This is a genomic window from Staphylococcus devriesei (assembly GCF_002902625.1).
Lineage (GTDB): Bacteria > Bacillota > Bacilli > Staphylococcales > Staphylococcaceae > Staphylococcus > Staphylococcus devriesei.
The window spans coordinates 1-18,471 of sequence record NZ_PPRG01000066.1 but is presented as its reverse complement, the minus strand read 5'-3'; the positions used below and the strand labels follow the sequence as shown (position 1 = coordinate 18,471).

At 32.9% G+C, this 18,471-nt stretch carries 18 protein-coding genes and 2 pseudogenes; 13 read left to right on the top strand and 7 right to left on the bottom strand.

The window, feature by feature from the left end; genetic code table 11:
- Both CD147_RS09990 and blaI read left to right on the top strand, forming a co-directional pair.
- Nucleotides 1–1,096: penicillin-binding transpeptidase domain-containing protein (locus CD147_RS09990; protein WP_276308077.1), on the top strand; the 1,096-nt coding region annotated here is incomplete at its 5' end.
- The gene (gene blaI / locus CD147_RS09985; RefSeq protein WP_001284658.1) at nt 1,086–1,466 is read left to right on the top strand and encodes a penicillinase repressor BlaI; all 381 of its coding nucleotides are present in this window, start codon (nt 1,086–1,088) and stop codon (nt 1,464–1,466) included. The genes CD147_RS09990 and blaI, both read left to right, overlap by 11 nt.
- 87 nt (nt 1,467–1,553) lie before the next feature.
- Here the strand turns inward: blaI and CD147_RS12565 are convergent.
- Nucleotides 1,554–1,676 (bottom strand): annotated as a pseudogene (locus tag CD147_RS12565) (YolD-like family protein); the annotation flags it as partial.
- 642 nt (nt 1,677–2,318) lie between these two features.
- Here CD147_RS12565 and isaB point away from each other — a divergent pair.
- Nucleotides 2,319–2,852 carry an immunodominant staphylococcal antigen IsaB family protein gene (isaB, locus tag CD147_RS09975; RefSeq protein ID WP_103167273.1) on the top strand — a complete coding sequence of 178 codons (534 nt, stop codon included), beginning with the start codon at nt 2,319–2,321 and terminating at the stop codon, nt 2,850–2,852.
- Nucleotides 2,853–2,915: 63 nt separating this feature from the next.
- Here the strand turns inward: isaB and CD147_RS09970 are convergent, their stop codons facing one another.
- Together CD147_RS09970 and CD147_RS12370 are read right to left on the bottom strand one after the other, a co-directional pair.
- Nucleotides 2,916–3,686, bottom strand: coding sequence for a YkvI family membrane protein (locus tag CD147_RS09970; protein WP_240621111.1), 771 nt, complete (start codon nt 3,684–3,686; stop codon nt 2,916–2,918).
- Nucleotides 3,661–3,993, bottom strand: a complete 333-nt coding sequence (locus CD147_RS12370) for a hypothetical protein (RefSeq protein ID WP_233649225.1) — start codon at nt 3,991–3,993, stop codon at nt 3,661–3,663. The genes CD147_RS09970 and CD147_RS12370 overlap by 26 nt, the downstream gene beginning before the upstream one ends.
- A gap of 217 nt (nt 3,994–4,210) precedes the next feature.
- Here CD147_RS12370 and CD147_RS09965 point away from each other — a divergent pair, with 217 nt between their 5' ends.
- The 4 genes from CD147_RS09965 (at nt 4,211) to CD147_RS09950 (ending at nt 8,602) form a co-directional block, all read left to right on the top strand.
- Nucleotides 4,211–4,672, top strand: coding sequence for an arginine repressor (locus tag CD147_RS09965; RefSeq protein ID WP_103167271.1), 462 nt, complete (start codon nt 4,211–4,213; stop codon nt 4,670–4,672).
- Nucleotides 4,673–5,032: 360 nt separating this feature from the next.
- The gene (gene arcA / locus CD147_RS09960) at nt 5,033–6,268 is read left to right on the top strand and encodes an arginine deiminase (protein WP_103167270.1); all 1,236 of its coding nucleotides are present in this window, start codon (nt 5,033–5,035) and stop codon (nt 6,266–6,268) included.
- A gap of 178 nt (nt 6,269–6,446) precedes the next feature.
- Nucleotides 6,447–7,880, top strand: coding sequence for an arginine-ornithine antiporter (arcD, locus tag CD147_RS09955; protein ID WP_103167269.1), 1,434 nt, complete (start codon nt 6,447–6,449; stop codon nt 7,878–7,880).
- A gap of 35 nt (nt 7,881–7,915) precedes the next feature.
- Nucleotides 7,916–8,602 (top strand): Crp/Fnr family transcriptional regulator, encoded by a 687-nt coding sequence (locus CD147_RS09950; RefSeq protein WP_103167267.1) that lies wholly within the window; start codon nt 7,916–7,918, stop codon nt 8,600–8,602.
- 151 nt (nt 8,603–8,753) lie between these two features.
- On the opposite strand, the pseudogene CD147_RS12500 reads toward CD147_RS09950, so the two are convergent.
- Nucleotides 8,754–9,010: pseudogene (locus CD147_RS12500) on the bottom strand (type II toxin-antitoxin system Phd/YefM family antitoxin).
- Nucleotides 9,011–9,177: 167 nt separating this feature from the next.
- On the opposite strand from CD147_RS12500, the gene CD147_RS09940 reads away from it, so the two are divergent.
- Together CD147_RS09940 and CD147_RS09935 are read left to right on the top strand one after the other, a co-directional pair.
- Nucleotides 9,178–9,939, top strand: coding sequence for an alpha/beta hydrolase (locus CD147_RS09940; protein WP_103167266.1), 762 nt, complete (start codon nt 9,178–9,180; stop codon nt 9,937–9,939).
- Nucleotides 9,940–10,367: 428 nt separating this feature from the next.
- Nucleotides 10,368–11,363, top strand: a complete 996-nt coding sequence (locus CD147_RS09935; protein ID WP_103167265.1) for a LacI family DNA-binding transcriptional regulator — start codon at nt 10,368–10,370, stop codon at nt 11,361–11,363.
- 96 nt (nt 11,364–11,459) lie between these two features.
- Here the strand turns inward: CD147_RS09935 and CD147_RS09930 are convergent, their stop codons facing one another.
- Entirely contained in the window at nt 11,460–11,792 is a 333-nt protein-coding gene (locus CD147_RS09930) for an SdpI family protein (protein WP_103167264.1), read from the bottom strand.
- A 185-nt stretch (nt 11,793–11,977) separates the two neighbouring features.
- On the opposite strand from CD147_RS09930, the gene CD147_RS09925 reads away from it, so the two are divergent.
- Nucleotides 11,978–13,117, top strand: coding sequence for a CapA family protein (locus CD147_RS09925; RefSeq protein WP_103167262.1), 1,140 nt, complete (start codon nt 11,978–11,980; stop codon nt 13,115–13,117).
- Between the two features lie 76 nt (nt 13,118–13,193).
- On the opposite strand, the gene CD147_RS09920 is transcribed toward CD147_RS09925, so the two are convergent.
- Complete coding sequence (locus CD147_RS09920) at nt 13,194–14,834, bottom strand: alpha-keto acid decarboxylase family protein (protein ID WP_103167261.1); 1,641 nt, start codon at nt 14,832–14,834, stop codon at nt 13,194–13,196.
- A gap of 149 nt (nt 14,835–14,983) precedes the next feature.
- Here CD147_RS09920 and CD147_RS09915 point away from each other — a divergent pair, with 149 nt between their 5' ends.
- Together CD147_RS09915 and CD147_RS09910 are read left to right on the top strand one after the other, a co-directional pair.
- Complete coding sequence (locus CD147_RS09915; RefSeq protein ID WP_103167260.1) at nt 14,984–15,439, top strand: MarR family winged helix-turn-helix transcriptional regulator; 456 nt, start codon at nt 14,984–14,986, stop codon at nt 15,437–15,439.
- Nucleotides 15,440–15,613: 174 nt separating this feature from the next.
- Nucleotides 15,614–16,960: a poly-gamma-glutamate hydrolase family protein gene (locus CD147_RS09910; RefSeq protein WP_103167258.1), complete on the top strand. Its 1,347-nt coding sequence runs from the start codon at nt 15,614–15,616 to the stop codon at nt 16,958–16,960.
- Between the two features lie 80 nt (nt 16,961–17,040).
- Here the strand turns inward: CD147_RS09910 and CD147_RS09905 are convergent, their stop codons facing one another.
- Nucleotides 17,041–17,667, bottom strand: coding sequence for an FMN-dependent NADH-azoreductase (locus CD147_RS09905; RefSeq protein ID WP_103167257.1), 627 nt, complete (start codon nt 17,665–17,667; stop codon nt 17,041–17,043).
- 220 nt (nt 17,668–17,887) lie between these two features.
- Here CD147_RS09905 and CD147_RS09900 point away from each other — a divergent pair, with 220 nt between their 5' ends.
- Nucleotides 17,888–17,989: an SE2200 family small protein gene (locus tag CD147_RS09900; protein ID WP_103167256.1), complete on the top strand. Its 102-nt coding sequence runs from the start codon at nt 17,888–17,890 to the stop codon at nt 17,987–17,989.
- Nucleotides 17,990–18,471 lie beyond the last annotated feature (482 nt).

Sequence of the window (18,471 nt, the reverse complement as noted above, 5' to 3'; positions counted from 1 at the left end):
TATTGCTATGAGTTATAATCCACTAATACAAATTGTAAAAAGAAAGATGATTCATGACAATGAAGTAGAAGCCGATAGATTTGTCCTTAATAATATTAACAAAAATGAATTTAAGTCTTATGCGGAAGCTATTATGGATTCCGTATTAAAAACCTCATTTTTCAACAAAAATATATTAAGCCATTCATTTAATGGTAAAAAATCATTACTCAAAAGAAGATTAATTAATATAAAAGAAGGCAATCTGAAGAAGCAGTCAAAATTAATTCTAATTTTTATTTGTATTTTTACTTTTTTTATCATGATAATTCAAAGCCAGTTTTTAATGGGGCAATCCTTAACTGATTATAATTATAAAAAGCCCTTACAAAGCGATTACCAAATTTTAGATGAAAGTAAAAATTTTGGTTCAAATAGTGGATCTTTCGTTATGTACAGCATGAAGAAAGACAAATACTATATTTATAATGAAAAAGAAAGTAGAAAAAGATATTCTCCTGATTCAACTTACAAAATTTATTTAGCACTGTTTGGACTTGACCGTCATATTATAAGTGATAAAAATTCACGTATGTCATGGAATCATAATCATTATCCTTTCGATTCTTGGAATAAGGATCAAGATTTAAATACGGCAATACAAAACTCAGTTAATTGGTACTTCGAACGTATTAGTAATCAATTATCAAAGAACTATACTTCTGATCAACTCAAGCAATTAAATTATGGTAATAAAAATTTGGGAAGTTATAAAGCCTATTGGTTGGAAGATAGTTTGAAAATATCTAATCTTGAACAAGTAATAGTTTTAAAAAATATGATGGAACAAAATAACCATTTTAGTAAAAATGAAAAGAAACAATTATCTTCTTCGTTATTGATTAGAAAAAATGAAAATTATGAATTGTATGGGAAAACAGGTACAGGTATAGTAAACGGGAAATATAATAATGGGTGGTTTGTAGGTTACGTAATTACAAATCATGATAAGTATTATTTTTCTACACATTTATCAGATGAAAAAGCCTCTGGTGAAAATGCTAAATTCATAAATGAAAAAATATTAAAAGAAATGGGTGTTTTAAATGGCCAATAAGCAAGTTGAAATATCTATGGCTGAATGGGATGTTATGAATATAATATGGAATAAAAAATCAGTATCAGCTAATGAAATTGTAGTTGAGATTCAAAAAAATAAAGAAGTTAGCGATAAGACGATTAGAACATTAATTACAAGACTATATAAAAAAGAGATTATAAAACGCTATAAATATAATAATATTTATTTTTACTCATCAATTATTAAAGAAGATGATATTAAAATGAAAACTGCTAAAACCTTTCTTAATAAATTGTATGGAGGGGATATGAAAAGTTTAGTGCTTAATTTTGCGAAAAATGAAGAATTAAATAACAAAGAAATTGAAGAATTGCGAGACATTTTAAATGATATTAGTAAAAAATAAATAGATATAGGGTTCAAACATAATACATATATAAATTATGTTTGAACCCTATTAAATTAGATTTTTTATGAGATTAGTACATATAATAAACGGACTCCATTTAACATTTCTACGACCTTCTGGAATATTAGGGTTTAAGTATTCTCTTGGTATCTTTCTATAATCGGTTTCATATTTATACTCATCAGGAGCATCTGGGTTAATTATCATTGTATACACCTCAACCTTATAGGAACATATGTTCTGTATAAAGTTATTATAAGCTATTTTTTCTTTATATAAAAGTGAAAATAGTACTTCCTATGTGTTTAATTCATCATTTAGCAATAAAATAAGTTTTCTTATACTATTACGTAATAATTCTTTAAGTTATTATTGTTATTTTATAGGATTGATAAATTAAAACATATTAATTATTTAATTATAAAAATTGAAATGGATAAAAAGAAAACACTATATAAAACGAGATTACAGTTACAAAAAGATTACGCCAATGAAGTAAAACCAACGAGATTTATTAATACGTTGAATAAGGCGAGAAAATAAAATAGTAATTTGATTGAGAAGATAGGTAGAGCCATAAGTCTAACAAAGGGGAAGTAGACTTATGGCTCGTAGTCATTACATAGTATAACTTTTTGTGAAGGAGTTAATGGGGATGTTACTCCTACAAATAGTATATCATAGTTATATATAAATATTATTTAACGATTTGTGAAAGTTAATTTCATGTAATTTAATGCGTAGTGCAACTGAAATTAATTTAACCTTAATTTTCTGGAAAATAAAAATTGTATAAGTATAAGTAATGGAGTATTATATTTATAGTTAAAGAGAAAGAAGGCGAATATTTTGAGAAAATCAACAAAAGCGGTGGTAACCACAACTTTAGCGTTGGGTACATTATTCGGCATTGGAACAACTGGTGTATTAGAACAACCAGCTACGGCGCACGCTGCAACTCATACAACATCTGCATACTATAACTACAAAGGTTATGCAGGTCAAGATGTATCATTTGTATTAGATAAGAACTTTAAGAATGCAGTTAAAGCTGAAAGTGTTACATTTAACGGTATAAAATTAAAAGATACTCATTCTAGTAAAAACATTAAAAAATATGATCAATACTTCAGAAACGTTGCTAAGAACGGTAAAACAGCATCGTTATTAGATATGAAAGTGACAGGTCATTTATCATTAGCGCAATTGAATAAAGTTTATGGTAAGGACTTACAAAAAATTGATAATGGCAAAAAGAATACAACTGGAATTTACTATTACCAACCTAACGAAAATGGCATGACGGTTTGGTTTGATGTGGAAAAAGGTAAAGTAGACCGTGTAGTAATGGGTTATAGTACAGTTAAGAAAGCAATGAAATAAGATTATATATACAAAAGGTAGGCACCTAAAAAGTTGTGAGGTGTCTACCTTTTATATATTATATTACATTAATTTTTTTGATGTGTTTTTGTTGTAAATCCAACGTACTAATAAGGCTACGATGATGAAAAGACCGATGTAACCGACGATAGGAAAGACGAAGTTAATCAAATCGGCAAATCCTACAAAGCTTAGTGCGAAAGCTAAAGCCAATGATACGATTAATAAAATGACGTAGCGTGGGGTACGGAATTCTGAAAAGCGTGTAAGGAATGGATAAATCATACCTACACAGCTATTAAAGATGACACCCACCATTACAGCGGACATTAAAATGCCAAGCCATGGGTGAATATCATTAGCTAATAATAGCGTTGGGATATCTACAGAATTCGCATTTTTAATGTTAGCTAAGAGTCCGGCAATCATAATTAATAATAAAATACTAAACACAAGCCCACCGTAAAATGCGCCACGACGTGCGATTTTATGATTTTCAGAATCTCCACCAATAATCGTTAAGAAACTAAAACTATTACCTATAATAATACCACCGTATAAAATTGCATCCCACCCCCAAGCGTGAGGTGATTGCGTTTTAGATGGATGAATATGTTGTGAAACTTCATTAAATGGGATAGTAGGATTAATAATATTGTAACCAGCAATAATAAAGACTGCGATAACTAGGAAAGGCGTAACGATACCTAAGAAATCAATTAAGCGATTGAAATTAAGTAATAAAACAATAAATAATAAGATTACAATCGCTAGTGAACCTATCCAGGTAGGTAAGTTGAAACCTTGTTTAAGTGCTGAACCGCCCCCCCGCAATCATAACAACCGTTAAACCAAATAAGAAAAAGACGATTAAGTAGTCAATAATAGTACCGAATACCTTGCCGAATAATACATGTAGCGAAATATCGTATGTATCAGCGTCTAAGCGATACCCGACTTTAGAAATTTGACGTGTCCCAAACGTCACAATTGCCCCGGTAATAATTGCAGCCACATAGGCATAGTTACCGTGGTTCACGAAGAATTGTAATAACTCTTGACCGGTAGTAAAACCAGCCCCAACAATAAAACTTAAATAAGCTAACATAAGCTTAATTGCCGTTTTATTATCCTTACTCATAAATATATTCCCTCCTCGATATTTACAATATATAGGTTAACATAATATATGAACTATGAAAGCGATTTTTTAATTTATTTTTCTATTTTCCGGAAAGGTGAGAATATATATGTAGAATTCATTAAATCGCAACACATCGCCTTATAAAAAATGATAGTTTAGAGATATAGTATAGAAAGATTATTGCCTCAGATATATAAGTAGAGGAGTTTAAAGTATGAAGAAAAGTAAAAGATTAGATCTTATCTTAACGGTGGTAAAACAAAATCGCTTTTATACCAAAGAAGATATTGCAAATTATATTGATATGCATTTTGGAATTAGATACAGTGTTACGACAATTGGTCGAGATCTAAAAGAACTGAAAATATTTAAAATGCCTACAGTAGGTAATCAATCATATTATAAAAAGTTAGATAATACGCAACAAATGGATGCCAAAACTAAATTGGAACATTATTATGAAGAAGAAATTCAAGATATCACTATAAAAAATAGCTATTTAATTATTAAAACTTCACCTGGATTTGCTCAATGTATTAATTACTTTATTGATCAAATGAATATAGAGGAGGTACTTGGTACGGTAGGAGGTAATGATACGTTAATGGTTCTTACTTCGTCAGAGGATATGGCTAAATATGTACATTATAAATTATTTGGTTATAAATATGCATAAAATTGTATGTTTAGATTAAAAATTATGGTGACATAGCCTTATTTAATAAGATGTATAAAATGCTTATAATAGGGTATTTCTAATAATATCATTTTCAAAATGAAAAAGAAAAATTGAGAATGATTATAAATGCGAAATGATGTATAAAAGAACTTTATTAGTTAAAACACGAGAGTATAATGTATGAAATATACATAATAACTTGTGAATAACTAATAAAAACGTATATTCACTCAGAATAATGCATTGAATAACCAAATAGTATGAAGAAATACACATTTATAATGTGAAATTAATCACATAATTAAAATTGAAAGCGTTTTACACTCTAGTTGTAAAGAAATAAAGGAGGAAATGAATATGACTCAAGGACCAATCCAAGTAAACAGTGAAATCGGTAAACTCAAAACAGTATTACTTAAACGACCTGGTAAAGAATTAGAAAATTTAGTACCAGATCACTTAAGTGGGTTATTATTTGACGATATTCCTTATTTAAAAGTAGCACAAGAAGAACACGATAAATTCGCCCAAGCACTTCGTGATGAAGGTGTTGAAGTTGTGTATCTTGAAAAACTTGCTGCAGAAGCAATTGCTGATAAAGACGTACGTGAACAATTTATCAATGATATCTTAGAAGAATCTAAAAAAACAGTACTAGGACACGAAGAAGAAATTAAAAAATTCTTCGCAAACTTATCAGATCAAGAACTTGTCGATAAAGTGATGGCGGGTGTGCGTAAAGAAGAAATTAAGTTAGAAACAACACACTTAGTTGAATATATGGATGACCGTTACCCATTCTATCTTGACCCAATGCCGAACCTTTACTTCACACGTGACCCTCAAGCGTCTGTAGGTAGAGGTATGACAATTAACCGTATGTACTGGAGAGCGCGTCGTAGAGAATCTCTATTTATCACTTACATTTTAAAACATCATCCTCGTTTTAAAGATGCTGACGTGCCAGTATGGTTAGACCGTGACTCAAGCTTCAACATTGAAGGTGGAGATGAGTTAGTACTTTCTAAGGAAACGTTAGCTATCGGTATTTCTGAGCGTACTTCAGCACAAGCTATCGAACGCTTAGCTCGAAATATATTCAAAGATGAGACTACAACGTTCAAAAGAGTTGTAGCGATTGAAATACCAAATAGTCGTACATTTATGCATTTAGATACAGTCTTCACAATGATTGATTATGATAAATTTACGGTTCATGCAGCCATCTTTAAAGAAGAAAATAACATGAATATTTTCACAATCGAATACGATGAAGCGAAAGATGATATTAAAATTACTCATTCTAGCAAATTACGCGAAACATTAGCAAAAGCATTAGGTGTAGATAAAGTTGACTTTATCCCAACAGGTAATGGCGATGTGATTGACGGTGCGCGTGAACAATGGAATGACGGTTCAAATACATTATGTATTCGCCCAGGAGTTGTCGTGACTTATGACCGTAACTATGTATCTAACCAATTACTACGTGATAAAGGTATTAAAGTGATTGAAATCACGGGTAGTGAACTTGTTCGTGGACGTGGGGGCCCAAGATGTATGAGCCAACCACTATTCAGAGAAGATATTTAGTAATCAGATAACTTAGGACTAGTTTTAAAAGGTAAGGACCAAGGATTAATACTACATTACAACCGCATATTTATTATTAAGACACAAGGAGTGGACTTGAAGCGACAACTAAATATGTAGAGCTTCAAGTCCTTTTTAAATAAATGAACAACACCTTTCTTATAAGGGGAAATGACATATGAATAATGAAACAGACACAAATAAATTAGGCAAAATGTCCCTCATTGGTTTAGTTATCGGATCTATGATTGGTGGCGGAGCATTCAATATTATTTCGGATATGGGTGGTCAAGCTGGCGGATTAGCAATTATTATTGGTTGGATAATTACGGCTATTGGTATGATTTCTCTCGCATTTGTCTTCCAAAACTTAACAAATGAACGCCCGGATCTTGAAGGCGGTATTTATAGTTATGCGCAAGCAGGATTTGGTGATTTTATTGGTTTCTCAAGTGCTTGGGGATATTGGTTTGCGGCCTTTCTTGGAAATGTAGCTTACGCGACCTTGTTGATGTCAGCAGTCGGGAATTTCTTTCCAATCTTTAAAGGTGGGAATACATTACCAAGTATTATCGTAGCCTCTATCTTACTATGGGGCGTGCATTTTTTAATTCTTAGAGGTGTTGAAACAGCTGCTTTTATTAATAGCATCGTGACAGTTGCCAAATTGATTCCAATCTTTTTAGTCATTGTCTGTATGATTGTAGTTTTTAATTTCGATACATTTAAATCTGGTTTCTTCGGTATGACAAGTGGAGGAATGGATGTTTTTAGCTGGGGCGATACTATGTCTCAAGTTAAAAGTACAATGCTAGTAACCGTCTGGGTCTTCACTGGTATTGAAGGCGCAGTGGTCTTCTCAGGTCGTGCGAAAACGAAAAAAGATGTCGGCACTGCGACTGTTATTGGTTTAGTTTCTGTACTTATAATATATTTCTTAATGACTGTATTAGCGCAAGGTGTGATTCAACAAGCTAATATTTCTAAACTTGCAAGCCCGTCAATGGCACAAGTATTAGAACATATTGTTGGTCATTGGGGTTCTGTCCTCGTTAATATTGGTTTAATTATTTCAGTATTAGGTGCTTGGCTTGGATGGACATTGCTTGCCGGCGAATTACCATTTATCGTAGCGAAAGACGGACTCTTCCCTAAATGGTTTGCGAAGGAAAATAAAAACAAAGCACCCGTCAATGCACTTCTAATCACAAACATCTTAGTACAATTATTCTTAGTGAGTATGTTGTTTACAAATAGCGCTTATCAATTCGCGTTTTCACTTGCATCAAGTGCCATTTTAATACCATATATGTTTAGCGCATTCTACCAATTGAAATATACGATTGAGCATAGAGGACACGCTACAGTTAAACAATGGACGATTGGTATCATTGCTTCTATTTATGCCATTTGGCTTGTATATGCAGCAGGTATAGATTACTTATTATTAACAATGTTGCTTTATATCCCAGGCCTCTTCGTCTATAGCTTCGTACAACGAAATAATAAGAGACGTTTATCTAAAGCCGATTATATACTCTTCTTATTAATTATTATACTTGCCATTATTGGCATTGTACGTTTAGCTATGGGTAGCGTCTCAGTATTTTAACAGTTTAAGTATTGAAGTTTTAGGAGCGTATCATTATGACGGAAAAGAAATTATCTAATAGAAATAAAGAAATAGAATTAGATTATGGCTTCAAACAATTAGCGTCTTATATGAATATTCCAGTAGGTGTTATTCATGCATATAAAGATGAATGCTTTGTGCGTCATTATAATAAAGGACAAGTATTGTATTACTCATCAGATCAACCTACATATACCTATCTATTATTAGAAGGCAATGTTTTGCGTGAAACATTCGATGAAGATGGCGACGTCTATCGCATATTAAATAAGGAAGAAGTACTCTTTCCCTTAAGCCATCTCTTTCAAAAAGACGCATTAAATGAAATGTGTACGGCAATGACAGATTGTTATGTTATCGGTATTCCTAAAGACTTATTAGAGTATTTATGTAAGAACCACGATGACATATTTGTTACACTTTTTGAAAAGTTAAACGACAACCTAAGACTACAAATGAAATATAATATGGCGTTAACGGCAAAGTTAGCAAAAGAACGGATAGAGAAAGTATTATACTATCTGTGTTATGCAATAGGGTATGATAATGAGGAGTTTTACGAAATTAAACAAATAATGACGATTCAATTATTAAGTGATTTATCAGGTATTTCACGTGAAACGACAGGTCATATTGTAAATCAATTGAAAGAAGATAAAGTGTTACTTAAAAATGGTAAAAGCTGGATGATAAGAAAATGAAAATAGTAGAAGTTAAATAGAAGCAAGGTATGATGAATAAATGTCTAGCAATCTACTTAAGGCGTTAGTGCAATCACTAGCGTCTTATTTTGATTAAATAAATAAGAAATAAAGTGTAATTAATAAATTGAAGACGAAGCATTTAGGAGAGTTAAAGATGATTCCAATTTATATTATCGATATCAGTATACCCACTGGCATTATTTAATCTTTCTCTAATTTTATTCATTATACCTGTAGATTCGAGATACAAAGTTTCTTGGATGCTATCCCCTTGTTTTTTCTGATTATAACGGCTTCACTTTGATTGTTAGAACTACTAATAATGATTGACTCTTCTTTGTCATTGACTTGTTTAAGTAAGTCGTAGAATTCATCTTTAGCTATAGTTGAAGGTTTTATTCTCATAGAAGACTGCTTCTTTCAAAATATGTGCTTATATTATAAACCTTGCTAATCAGAACTTCTACATTTAATTTAACATTTTACATAAATGTTTATTTAGTAACTAAGTCGCTCGAAAAAGTGTAAAATAGTTATATTATAGATTTTGTTTGGAAAGGATGAAACTTATCATGGCATTTATGACAGTAAACTATTTATCACCAACGTTAGGAATGAATCAATCGTTTACAGCGATTATTCCAGAAGATGAGAGTTTCTTTAAACAATCACAATCTCCACAACCTTTAAAAACATTATTACTTCTACATGGACTTTCGAGTGACGCGACATCTTATCCGCGCTTCACGAGTATTGAGCGTTATGCAGAAGAACATCATCTTGCGGTAATCATGCCTAATGCTGATCACAGTGCTTACGCGAATATGACATACGGACATAGCTATTACGATTACATATTAGAGATGTATCACTATGCACATCAAGTCTTCCCACTTTCAACACGACGTGAAGATAACTTTATAGCAGGTCACTCGATGGGTGGTTATGGCACGATGAAATTTGCCTTAACACAGCCAGAGTTATTTTCCAAGGCATCACCACTCTCATCAGTCTTTCAAGCACAAGATTTAATGAACTTAGATTACTCAGACTTCGCACCTAAAGCTATTACAGGAGAAGATACGAACATTAAAGGGACAGAATTAGATACCTATCATCTAGTAGATAAAGCTATTGAAAATGAGGCAACCCTACCACAACTATTGATTCAATGTGGCACCGAGGATTTCTTATACGACGATAATCAACAATTCATGGCTTACTTAGATGAAAAGGGGATCTCTTATCAATATGAAGAAGGCCCTGGCGCACACGATTATGCATTCTGGGACAAAGCTATCAAACGCACTATTGAATGGTTAGTTGAAGAATAAGGAGGTTAGGACTGAAATCTAGGGAGCGAGACAGAAATCTAGGGAGCAGGACAGAAATCTAATGTAATTTCAAAGATTTCGTCGTCACGCCGCGGCAAGGTTGACTAAAAATAAAGAAAGTGAGGCTCGAACGCCTCTTTATTTCAGACAACTACTGCCAAGTTTCCAAGATTTCGTAGTCCTGCCCCGGCAAGGTTGACTAGGAATGAAGAAAGTGCGATTTTTACGCATCTTCATTTCAGACAACTACTGCCAGTTTTTAGTTTGTGTTATTCTCTTAAAAGTCCAGTAATAAAAATCTTTAAGTATACGTTAATAAGACGAGAAACCACGTAAGTAAAGCTCTGAAAATTAATTTCATTATATTGACAAAGACTATGTAACAACCTATCATTAAATTTGAAAATGTTTTCATTAAGGGTGATGGTATGGCAACAATTAAAGATGTAGCTCGAAAAGCTGGTTTATCAGTGACGACAGTGTCGCGCTATTTAAATAATCATCCTTATATTACGGATGAGAAGAAACAAAAAATTCAACAAGCAATGGAAGAATTAAATTATCTTCCTAATTCATTAGCAACACAACTACGTTCAAATAAATCTTTTACCATAGGGGTCATTGTTCCACGAATTACTAACCCATACTTTGCTTATTTAATAGATGCAATTGAACAAGTTATTAAAGATACACCGTATCATACACTTATTATGCAAACATATAATAATAAGGAAGAAGAATTACGCTTACTCAAGATGTTTAAACAACAACATATTGCCGGGGTAATAATGACATCACTCGAAAATGAAATAGAAGTAATTGAAGCATTTTCAGAATTTGGACCAATTGTTCTATCAGCAGATCAGTCAATACAATCTGATAAAATAAAAATTATTCATACCAATCAACGGCAAACTACTTATGATGCGATTCAATTTCTTATCGATAAAGGGTATACGAAACTAGCATACTGTACGGATAATAATTACTTTGGACACTGTTATAATAAGCCACGAAATCTCGGTTTTCGGGAAGCAATGGAAGACAATGGCTTAGCTATTAGAGAAGAATGGATATTTAATAATATACATACTATTGAAGATGGGGAAAAGGTTGCTGAGGCACTCTTACATGAAGAGATGTTACCCAATGCCGTATTTGCAGGAAGCGATGAAGTTGCGCTAGGACTAATTCATTACATGACTGAGCATCATATTCAAGTGCCAGAACAAATTGCGATTATGGGATATGACAACCAACCTATCTCAAGTCTAATTAAGATTTCACTATCTACCGTCAATCAACCAGTGAATGCAATAGGCAAGCAACTTATAGAATGCTTACTTGCTACCCTTGAAGATACAGAATTTACGATAAATAATGAAATATTAAAACTAGATATCGTTGAACGTCAAAGCACATAAACAAACAATAAGCCCACCAATTGAAACAATCCAATTGGTGGGCGTTGTTTATCTATTTTAGAATTTCATTTTAAAATTAATACCACTAGCGACTTTTCACAATTCTTTTTCTACTTTCCAATAAATGGTAAATAGGTACCAGGTCATTACTACTAATTCCAACATAAAACCGCTGATGATAATGGCGTCTATATCTAGCCACAAGCCGATGATTTCGACTACTAAACCTACTATTCCAACTACTATGATGATCCGCAAAAACTTCAGGCTATATTGCCAAAATAACACTTGTGCTTTTACCCAATTTTCTTGGCTTGCTAAGGATTTTCTTGTGCGAAAGCCGTACCACCAATTTCGTTCTGGCGGTGGGCTAGTTTTAAAGGCAAAACCTAGAATGCCCATTACGACACTAAATGGTAATAACAACATTCAAACATCTCCTTCAAGTTTTCTCGCTACCTTATTAATTCACATAATATATTAACTTATATTTCTATTCAAATTGAATTCAAATCACAAATGAACTAAACTAAAGTTAAAGAAAGCGTTTTATTATAGGTTTTATACATACATTATATTTTAAATATGATTAAAGCGAGAGAGGGCGTAGTTTAATGTTTAAGTATTATGTCACTTGCTTACTACTTTTCTTTACGTTTGCGATAGTGTGCGGAATGACGCTAAGCGAAGATGTAAGTAAAGAAGCTTCAGTAGTAGCAGTAGGAGATAATTTAATTCATCCGGTAGTTTTTAATGACGCGCTTCAACAAGATGGCTCCTACAACTTTGCGCCGATGTATAGTCATGTGAAAGACGATATTCAAGAACCTGATTTGGCATTTGTAAATCAAGAGTCTCCATTAGGTGGCGATGATCGTCCATTTTCAGGGTTTAAGCAGTTTAACACACCTAGTCGGGTGGCTCAGGATATTGTTGACACAGGGTTCGACGTTATCAATGGTGCGAATAATCATGCGCTAGATCAAGGGGACAGTGGCGTTCGGAATAACATTCAAACGTGGAGTAAGTTCAACCATATTCTATTTACAGGTATTTTTAATTCGGAAAAGTCTGCTAAAGCGATACCAACAATAACGGTGAATGGTATTAAAATAAGTGTCTTAAGTTATACATATGGAACGAACGATATGACGTCTCAATATCCTTATACGGTGAAGAAGTTTGATAAGAAGACCATTCAACGTGATGTAAGAAAGGCGAAACAACAAAGTGACATAGTAATGGTATCTGCCCATTGGGGACAAGAAAACCAGCATAAGCCTAATGAAACTCAGAAGAAATATGCGCAACTTTTTGCGGATGAAGGGGTAGATGTGGTACTTGGTACACACCCTCACGTTATTCAGCCCGTTGAGTGGGTCAAGAGTACCCATAATCATCATCAAACGCTCGTGGCCTATTCGTTAGGTAATTTTCTGAATGGACAGTATGGCGGTGATGAGAACAATCAGCTTCTAGGACGTTTAAACTTTAAGATTGTTGAAGCTCCTAAAGGCCCTCATTTGGAAAATGTCACATGGACCAGTATGGTGAATCATTATGAACAGACGGTACCAACAGATAAGCGTACGAGACATCACTTTAACATTTACAAGTTAGATGATTATAGCGATAAGCTGGCACAACGACATGGTTTAAATAGTGATGCCAAAAGCCAATGGAATATTAAACACTTACAAGATATTACGAAAGATGTTATAGATGATGAATTTTTAAATGAAAAAAGTTTATAAAACAACGTGATTATAAGAAATAAATAAGGCTAATGAGGAGATGAACTTACTTCCCATTAGCCTTATTTTTAATTACTTATTTATTTTGTTCGGCGAATGCTTTTGAGATGTCACGTAGTTTTCTAGGTGAGTCATCCCATTTCATTGTAACTTCAGTAAAATGCATTTGGTCAGGTGTGTCATTAATATCTTTGAAGACCTGTTTTAATTCATTTGAACTTTTGGCTTCGTGTATCGCTACATTATCGCCACCAAATAATTTAGGTAATGCTTTATAATTCCACATATGGATATCGTTATATGGTTCTTCCATGCCGTGAATGAGACGTTCTACAGTATAACCGTCGTTATTTATCACAAAGATAATAGGTTTAATATTATAACGAATCATTGTTGATAATTCTTGTACTGTTAATTGTAACGACCCATCACCAATTAATAAGATATTACGACGTGAACTATCAGCCATTTGAGTACCTAATGTCGCTGGTAGTGTATAGCCGATAGAACCCCATAATGGTTGACCGATGAATGTCATTTCTTTAGGTAAAGAGAGTTCATAGGCGCCGAAGAAAGATGTGCCTTGTTCGGCAATTAAGATATCATTGCTTCCTATAAATTCTTGCATCATGTTAAAGTATGTTGCTTGTGTTAGCACGTCATCTGATAATTCGTAATCTGGTTTGTCTGCCTTTTCAAAAGTAGGGGCAGAACCTTCATATTGATAATCTAGTGTATTTAAACCAGCAAGTAAATTAGGCAATGTGACGTCATTATCTATCGTATCGTTCATTTTGAAATAGCGATGATTCAACATTATGACGTCATCTACATCAAATTCGTAAGAGAAACCTGCTGTAGCTGAATCAGTTAATTTAGCCCCGATATTTAGAATGACATCACTATTATTTACATAGTCTTTAATATTATCGTCCGCAATTTTACCGTCGAAAACACCGATATAATGTTCATTCTCTTCGTTAAAAGCACCTTTACCTAGTGATAATTGCGCTAATGGGATGTGTGTGTGATTTACAAAGTTTTCTAATTGATCATGTAAGTGGAAGCTATTAACTTCATGCCCTGCAATAATGACAGGTTGTGAAGCGGACTTTAATTTCTCTGCGACCATATCAATGTAGCGCTGAACATCTTGTTCAGGTGCTTCCGCTACCTCGTATGATTGCTCAATATCGATTTCAGTCATCGCAACATCAATAGGTAAATGAATGTGTACCGGACGACGTTCATGAATAGCAGCATTAATAACTCTTGGAATTTCAGTTGTAGCATTGTCTACAGTAATATATGCTTGTGCTGTGGTAATATGGGCAAACATTTTTTGATAGCTATCAAATTTTCCTTCGCCTAATGAGTGGTGTACGTATTTGCCAGCTTGTTCAACTGCTTGCGTAGGGGCACCAGTTATAGCAATTACAGGCACGCGTTCAGCGTATGAGCCAGCGATACCGTTCACTGCACTTAATTCCCCTACTCCAAATGTTGTAACAAGCACGCCAAGTCCATGTATACGCGCGTATCCATCTGCTGCGTAACTACCGTTCAACTCATTCACTGCACCAATCCATTCAACGCCATCATGACGTACAATATCATCAAGAAATGCGAGATTGAAGTCTCCTGGCACGCCAAATATTTTATCTACACCAGCTGTATGCACTGCGTCCATTAAATATTGTCCTACACGTTGTTTCATATACATTCCACCTTTGTTTCTATATTGAATACATTTTAAATATAAATCGGAAGATTAATAAAGTCAATTTACTTGACCTTTTAGTGACCTTTTTCTGAAAATTGATTATAATATGTATAATAATTCATATTTGAAAAGGACAGGAGCTTATGGATAGTAATAAAAATGAATATGAACACATGTTATTTTATTTTGCTTATAAGACATTTATTACAGCAGCAGATGAAATTATAGAAAAATATGGCATGAGCAGACAACATCATCGCTTTTTATTCTTTATTAATAAATTGCCAGGCATCACGATAAAGCAATTATTAAGAACATTAGAAATTTCAAAACAAGGATCTCATGCTACATTACGTAAACTTAAAGAAGAGGGACTCATCGTTGAACAAACGGCTGAAGAAGATCGTCGCGTTAAGCAACTCTTTCCAACCCCAAAGGGCAGTAAATTAGTAGATAAACTTAATAAAGCTCAAAATAATTTAATGCAAGAAACCTTTCAAAAAGTTGGTCATGATTGGTATGACATTATGGAAGAACTTGCGAATTATCGCGAAGGTTTTCAAGACATTGAACATTTGAAGGAAGATAAAAGAAACTAGGAGACTGTTAAAGCTTCTAGTTTTTTGTGGTTTAATGTGAATTTATGTTGAATAAGATTGCTATAATGTTTAATTTTCAAAAAGATTGTGTTAAAACTTAATAATTTTGTTGTATTTTTCAAAATTAAAAGTAATATTGAACTGTAATTATTTAAACTTTTAAGGGGAGCAAAAATGAAAAATAAAAAATTATATCATTATCTTTCGCATAAGTGGCTATTGGGAGTAGCTTCTACAGTTATCGGCATAGGGTTACTAAGCGTAATTGAGGGGCAAGCACAAGCCGCTGAAACAACTCAACAAACAACTTCAAAGTTAGATACATCATCAACTAAGCCTATTAAGAAGACAAGCCAAAATAAAGAAGTTAGCCAGGTTACTCAACCAAAGTTAACAACCTCATCTAGAACGACACAATTAATTAATACACCTAAAGGCAAGCAATCTATTAAAACAGTGACGCCAAAATATAAAGCACCGAGTCTTAAGGTAGTGAAACCTGTCACAACACATAAAGTGACGACTAGAATGTTGAAATCGAAGCCAGTACAATCCGAAGTAGCACCTAAAAGCTCGGTATCATCTAAAAAGGTTCCGCAAACTAAGAGATTAGAGACTAAAACTTCATCAAAATATAGAACGAAAGTACCTACGAAAGCGAAAGCAACTTCTACGTCAAATACAAAAGTTAAAACCACATATCCATCAACACAAAGTCACTCAAAAACATCTAAAGTGAATGCTTCGCATAAAATAACTAAAAAAAGTACAAAACAAGTCAATGTAAAATCTAAAAAGACTACAAAAATTACAAAAACAAAAGCCACAATTGCATCAGTTAAGACATCTATGCCGACAAATACTACTCAGGTTAAAACGATACCGCAATACAGAGTAGGTAGAAATATAACGGATCACTATAATTCAATGAGCGAATTATTAAACCACACTCAGCAAGGAGTGGATTGGACAAAAGAAAGTTCTGATAATCATAGTAGAGTGTTAATAATGGCGCCACACGGGGGAAATATCGAACGAGGGACGACAGAGTTAACTAAATTAATTGCAGCAAAGGGTAACTATGATTATTATGCGTTTAATGGAATTAAAAAGCCAAATAGCAATGAGTTACATGTAACTTCCACAAATTATGATGACCCGGATTTAATTAATCGTAATTATTATAAAGATGTTTCTGTAACGGTTCACGGTGTACGGGCACAAAAAGGGGTGCTAGAAAATACAGTATGTATAGGTGGGTTAGATTACAATTTAAGAAATCTTATCAAAACTGAATTACTAGGACATCAATTTAATGTACAAGATGCAAATGGTTATATAGCTGGAACGTCATCAAATAATATCGCTAATTTTAATTGGAGAGGACAAGGAGTTCAACTAGAGCTTACTTCAGATCTTCGCGACACAATGTTAAGAGGAGACGTCACGGATAATGGCTTATCAGTGATGGACAATTTTGCTACGGCGATTAACAACGCCATTACACAATACTTAATTTAATAGAAAATGGCGACAGAAATCTAATACTAAATTAAAGACTGAGACACTTATGAATAAATGTCTCAGTCTTTATAAGCTTATTAGAAATTTTTACTCATTTCTCTTGCTTCAGCAAGTGACGCGGCTTTAATTTCTTCAGTTCTTTCAGGTTCAGCGTTGTGACCTTCGATAATGACTGTTTCATATGAAGGTACACCTAAGAATGACATGATTGTTTTTAAGTAACGATCGCCACTTTCCATTTCAGCTGCAGGGCCTTCTGAATAAAAACCACCACGTGATTGGATGTGTAATACTTTTTTATCTGTTAAAAGACCTTGTGGACCTTCAGCAGTATACTTGAAAGTTTTACCAGCAATTGAAATTGCATCAATATAGGCTTTTAATACTGGTGGGAATGATAAATTCCACATTGGTGATACGAAGACATATTTATCAGCTGAAAGAAATTCATCTAAAATTGCGCTTAAGCGATCCACTTTTTGTTGTTCTTCATTAGTAAGTGTATCGCCATTACGTAACTTGCCCCAACCTGTTAACACGTCTTTGTCAATCATAGGAATATCTTCTTTAAATAAGTCGATGTGTTTAATTTCATCGCTTGAATGGTTCTCTTTATATGATTCTAAAAATGCTTTACCAGCTGCCATTGAATTAGATGCTAATTCATCTAATGGATGTGCTGTAATGTATAATAATTTAGCCACAGTCATGCTCCTCAAATCATTTATTTCGAAATCGATATAATAAATATATTGGATTTTCAAAAATTTGCAATACTTTTCAATGAAAATCAGACCATTGGGGTATAGGAATGTTTAATGTAGGTTTTAAAAATATGTTAATTAAGTGTATAATATAGGTAAATTTAGATTTAAATACACAGAAGAAATCTAATGAATGTAGAACCTTAAAGGAGTGACAGACGTGAGAGGATTATTAATTACAGTAGTTTTAGGCGTAGCTGCATATGTTAGTTTCAAGAAATATCAAAATAAAGTTAATGAAATGCCTAATATTGAATATTAATATTGTAAGCCATGATGTTTTTGTAATGAAAAACGTCCTGGCTTTTTATTTTATATTAATTCTACATAATAATTATTGAATTTTCCTAAATTCAAATAAGTGCTATCTGATGTGGAAAATATAAATATTTTTTATTTAAAAAGACAAATATTGGCTATGTAGTATTATATAATATTCGGAAGAGGCTTTTCTTACTAAATTGATTGGGGCAAACGGACAACATTATATAATTAATTATTGAATACATAATCAATGTATTTATAGTATAAAATGTAAAAATTTACATGATATTTACATAAGTTTAAAAGTTCTTTTAAATTATTGTTATACGATGAAGTGTAACGGTTTATAGGCGTAAAACGTCTTATAACAACTGTCTACATAGAAAAAAATGAATTTTTTTAAAAAATATAAAGTTTTGAAATGTATATATTTTAAAAATTTGTTGTAAAACTCTTTTTAAAAATATAAAATTAGTAACG

Coding starts and splice junctions, on each gene's coding strand:
- CD147_RS09920 (WP_103167261.1), bottom strand. CDS start 14,834: ATGAAACAACGTGTAGGACAATATTTAATGGACGCAGTGCATACAGCT.
- blaI (WP_001284658.1), top strand. CDS start 1,086: ATGGCCAATAAGCAAGTTGAAATATCTATGGCTGAATGGGATGTTATG.
- CD147_RS09950 (WP_103167267.1), top strand. CDS start 7,916: ATGACGGAAAAGAAATTATCTAATAGAAATAAAGAAATAGAATTAGAT.
- arcA (WP_103167270.1), top strand. CDS start 5,033: ATGACTCAAGGACCAATCCAAGTAAACAGTGAAATCGGTAAACTCAAA.
- CD147_RS09965 (WP_103167271.1), top strand. CDS start 4,211: ATGAAGAAAAGTAAAAGATTAGATCTTATCTTAACGGTGGTAAAACAA.
- CD147_RS09940 (WP_103167266.1), top strand. CDS start 9,178: ATGGCATTTATGACAGTAAACTATTTATCACCAACGTTAGGAATGAAT.
- CD147_RS09910 (WP_103167258.1), top strand. CDS start 15,614: ATGAAAAATAAAAAATTATATCATTATCTTTCGCATAAGTGGCTATTG.
- CD147_RS09915 (WP_103167260.1), top strand. CDS start 14,984: ATGGATAGTAATAAAAATGAATATGAACACATGTTATTTTATTTTGCT.
- CD147_RS09925 (WP_103167262.1), top strand. CDS start 11,978: ATGTTTAAGTATTATGTCACTTGCTTACTACTTTTCTTTACGTTTGCG.
- CD147_RS12370 (WP_233649225.1), bottom strand. CDS start 3,993: ATGAGTAAGGATAATAAAACGGCAATTAAGCTTATGTTAGCTTATTTA.
- arcD (WP_103167269.1), top strand. CDS start 6,447: ATGAATAATGAAACAGACACAAATAAATTAGGCAAAATGTCCCTCATT.
- CD147_RS09935 (WP_103167265.1), top strand. CDS start 10,368: ATGGCAACAATTAAAGATGTAGCTCGAAAAGCTGGTTTATCAGTGACG.
- CD147_RS09930 (WP_103167264.1), bottom strand. CDS start 11,792: ATGTTGTTATTACCATTTAGTGTCGTAATGGGCATTCTAGGTTTTGCC.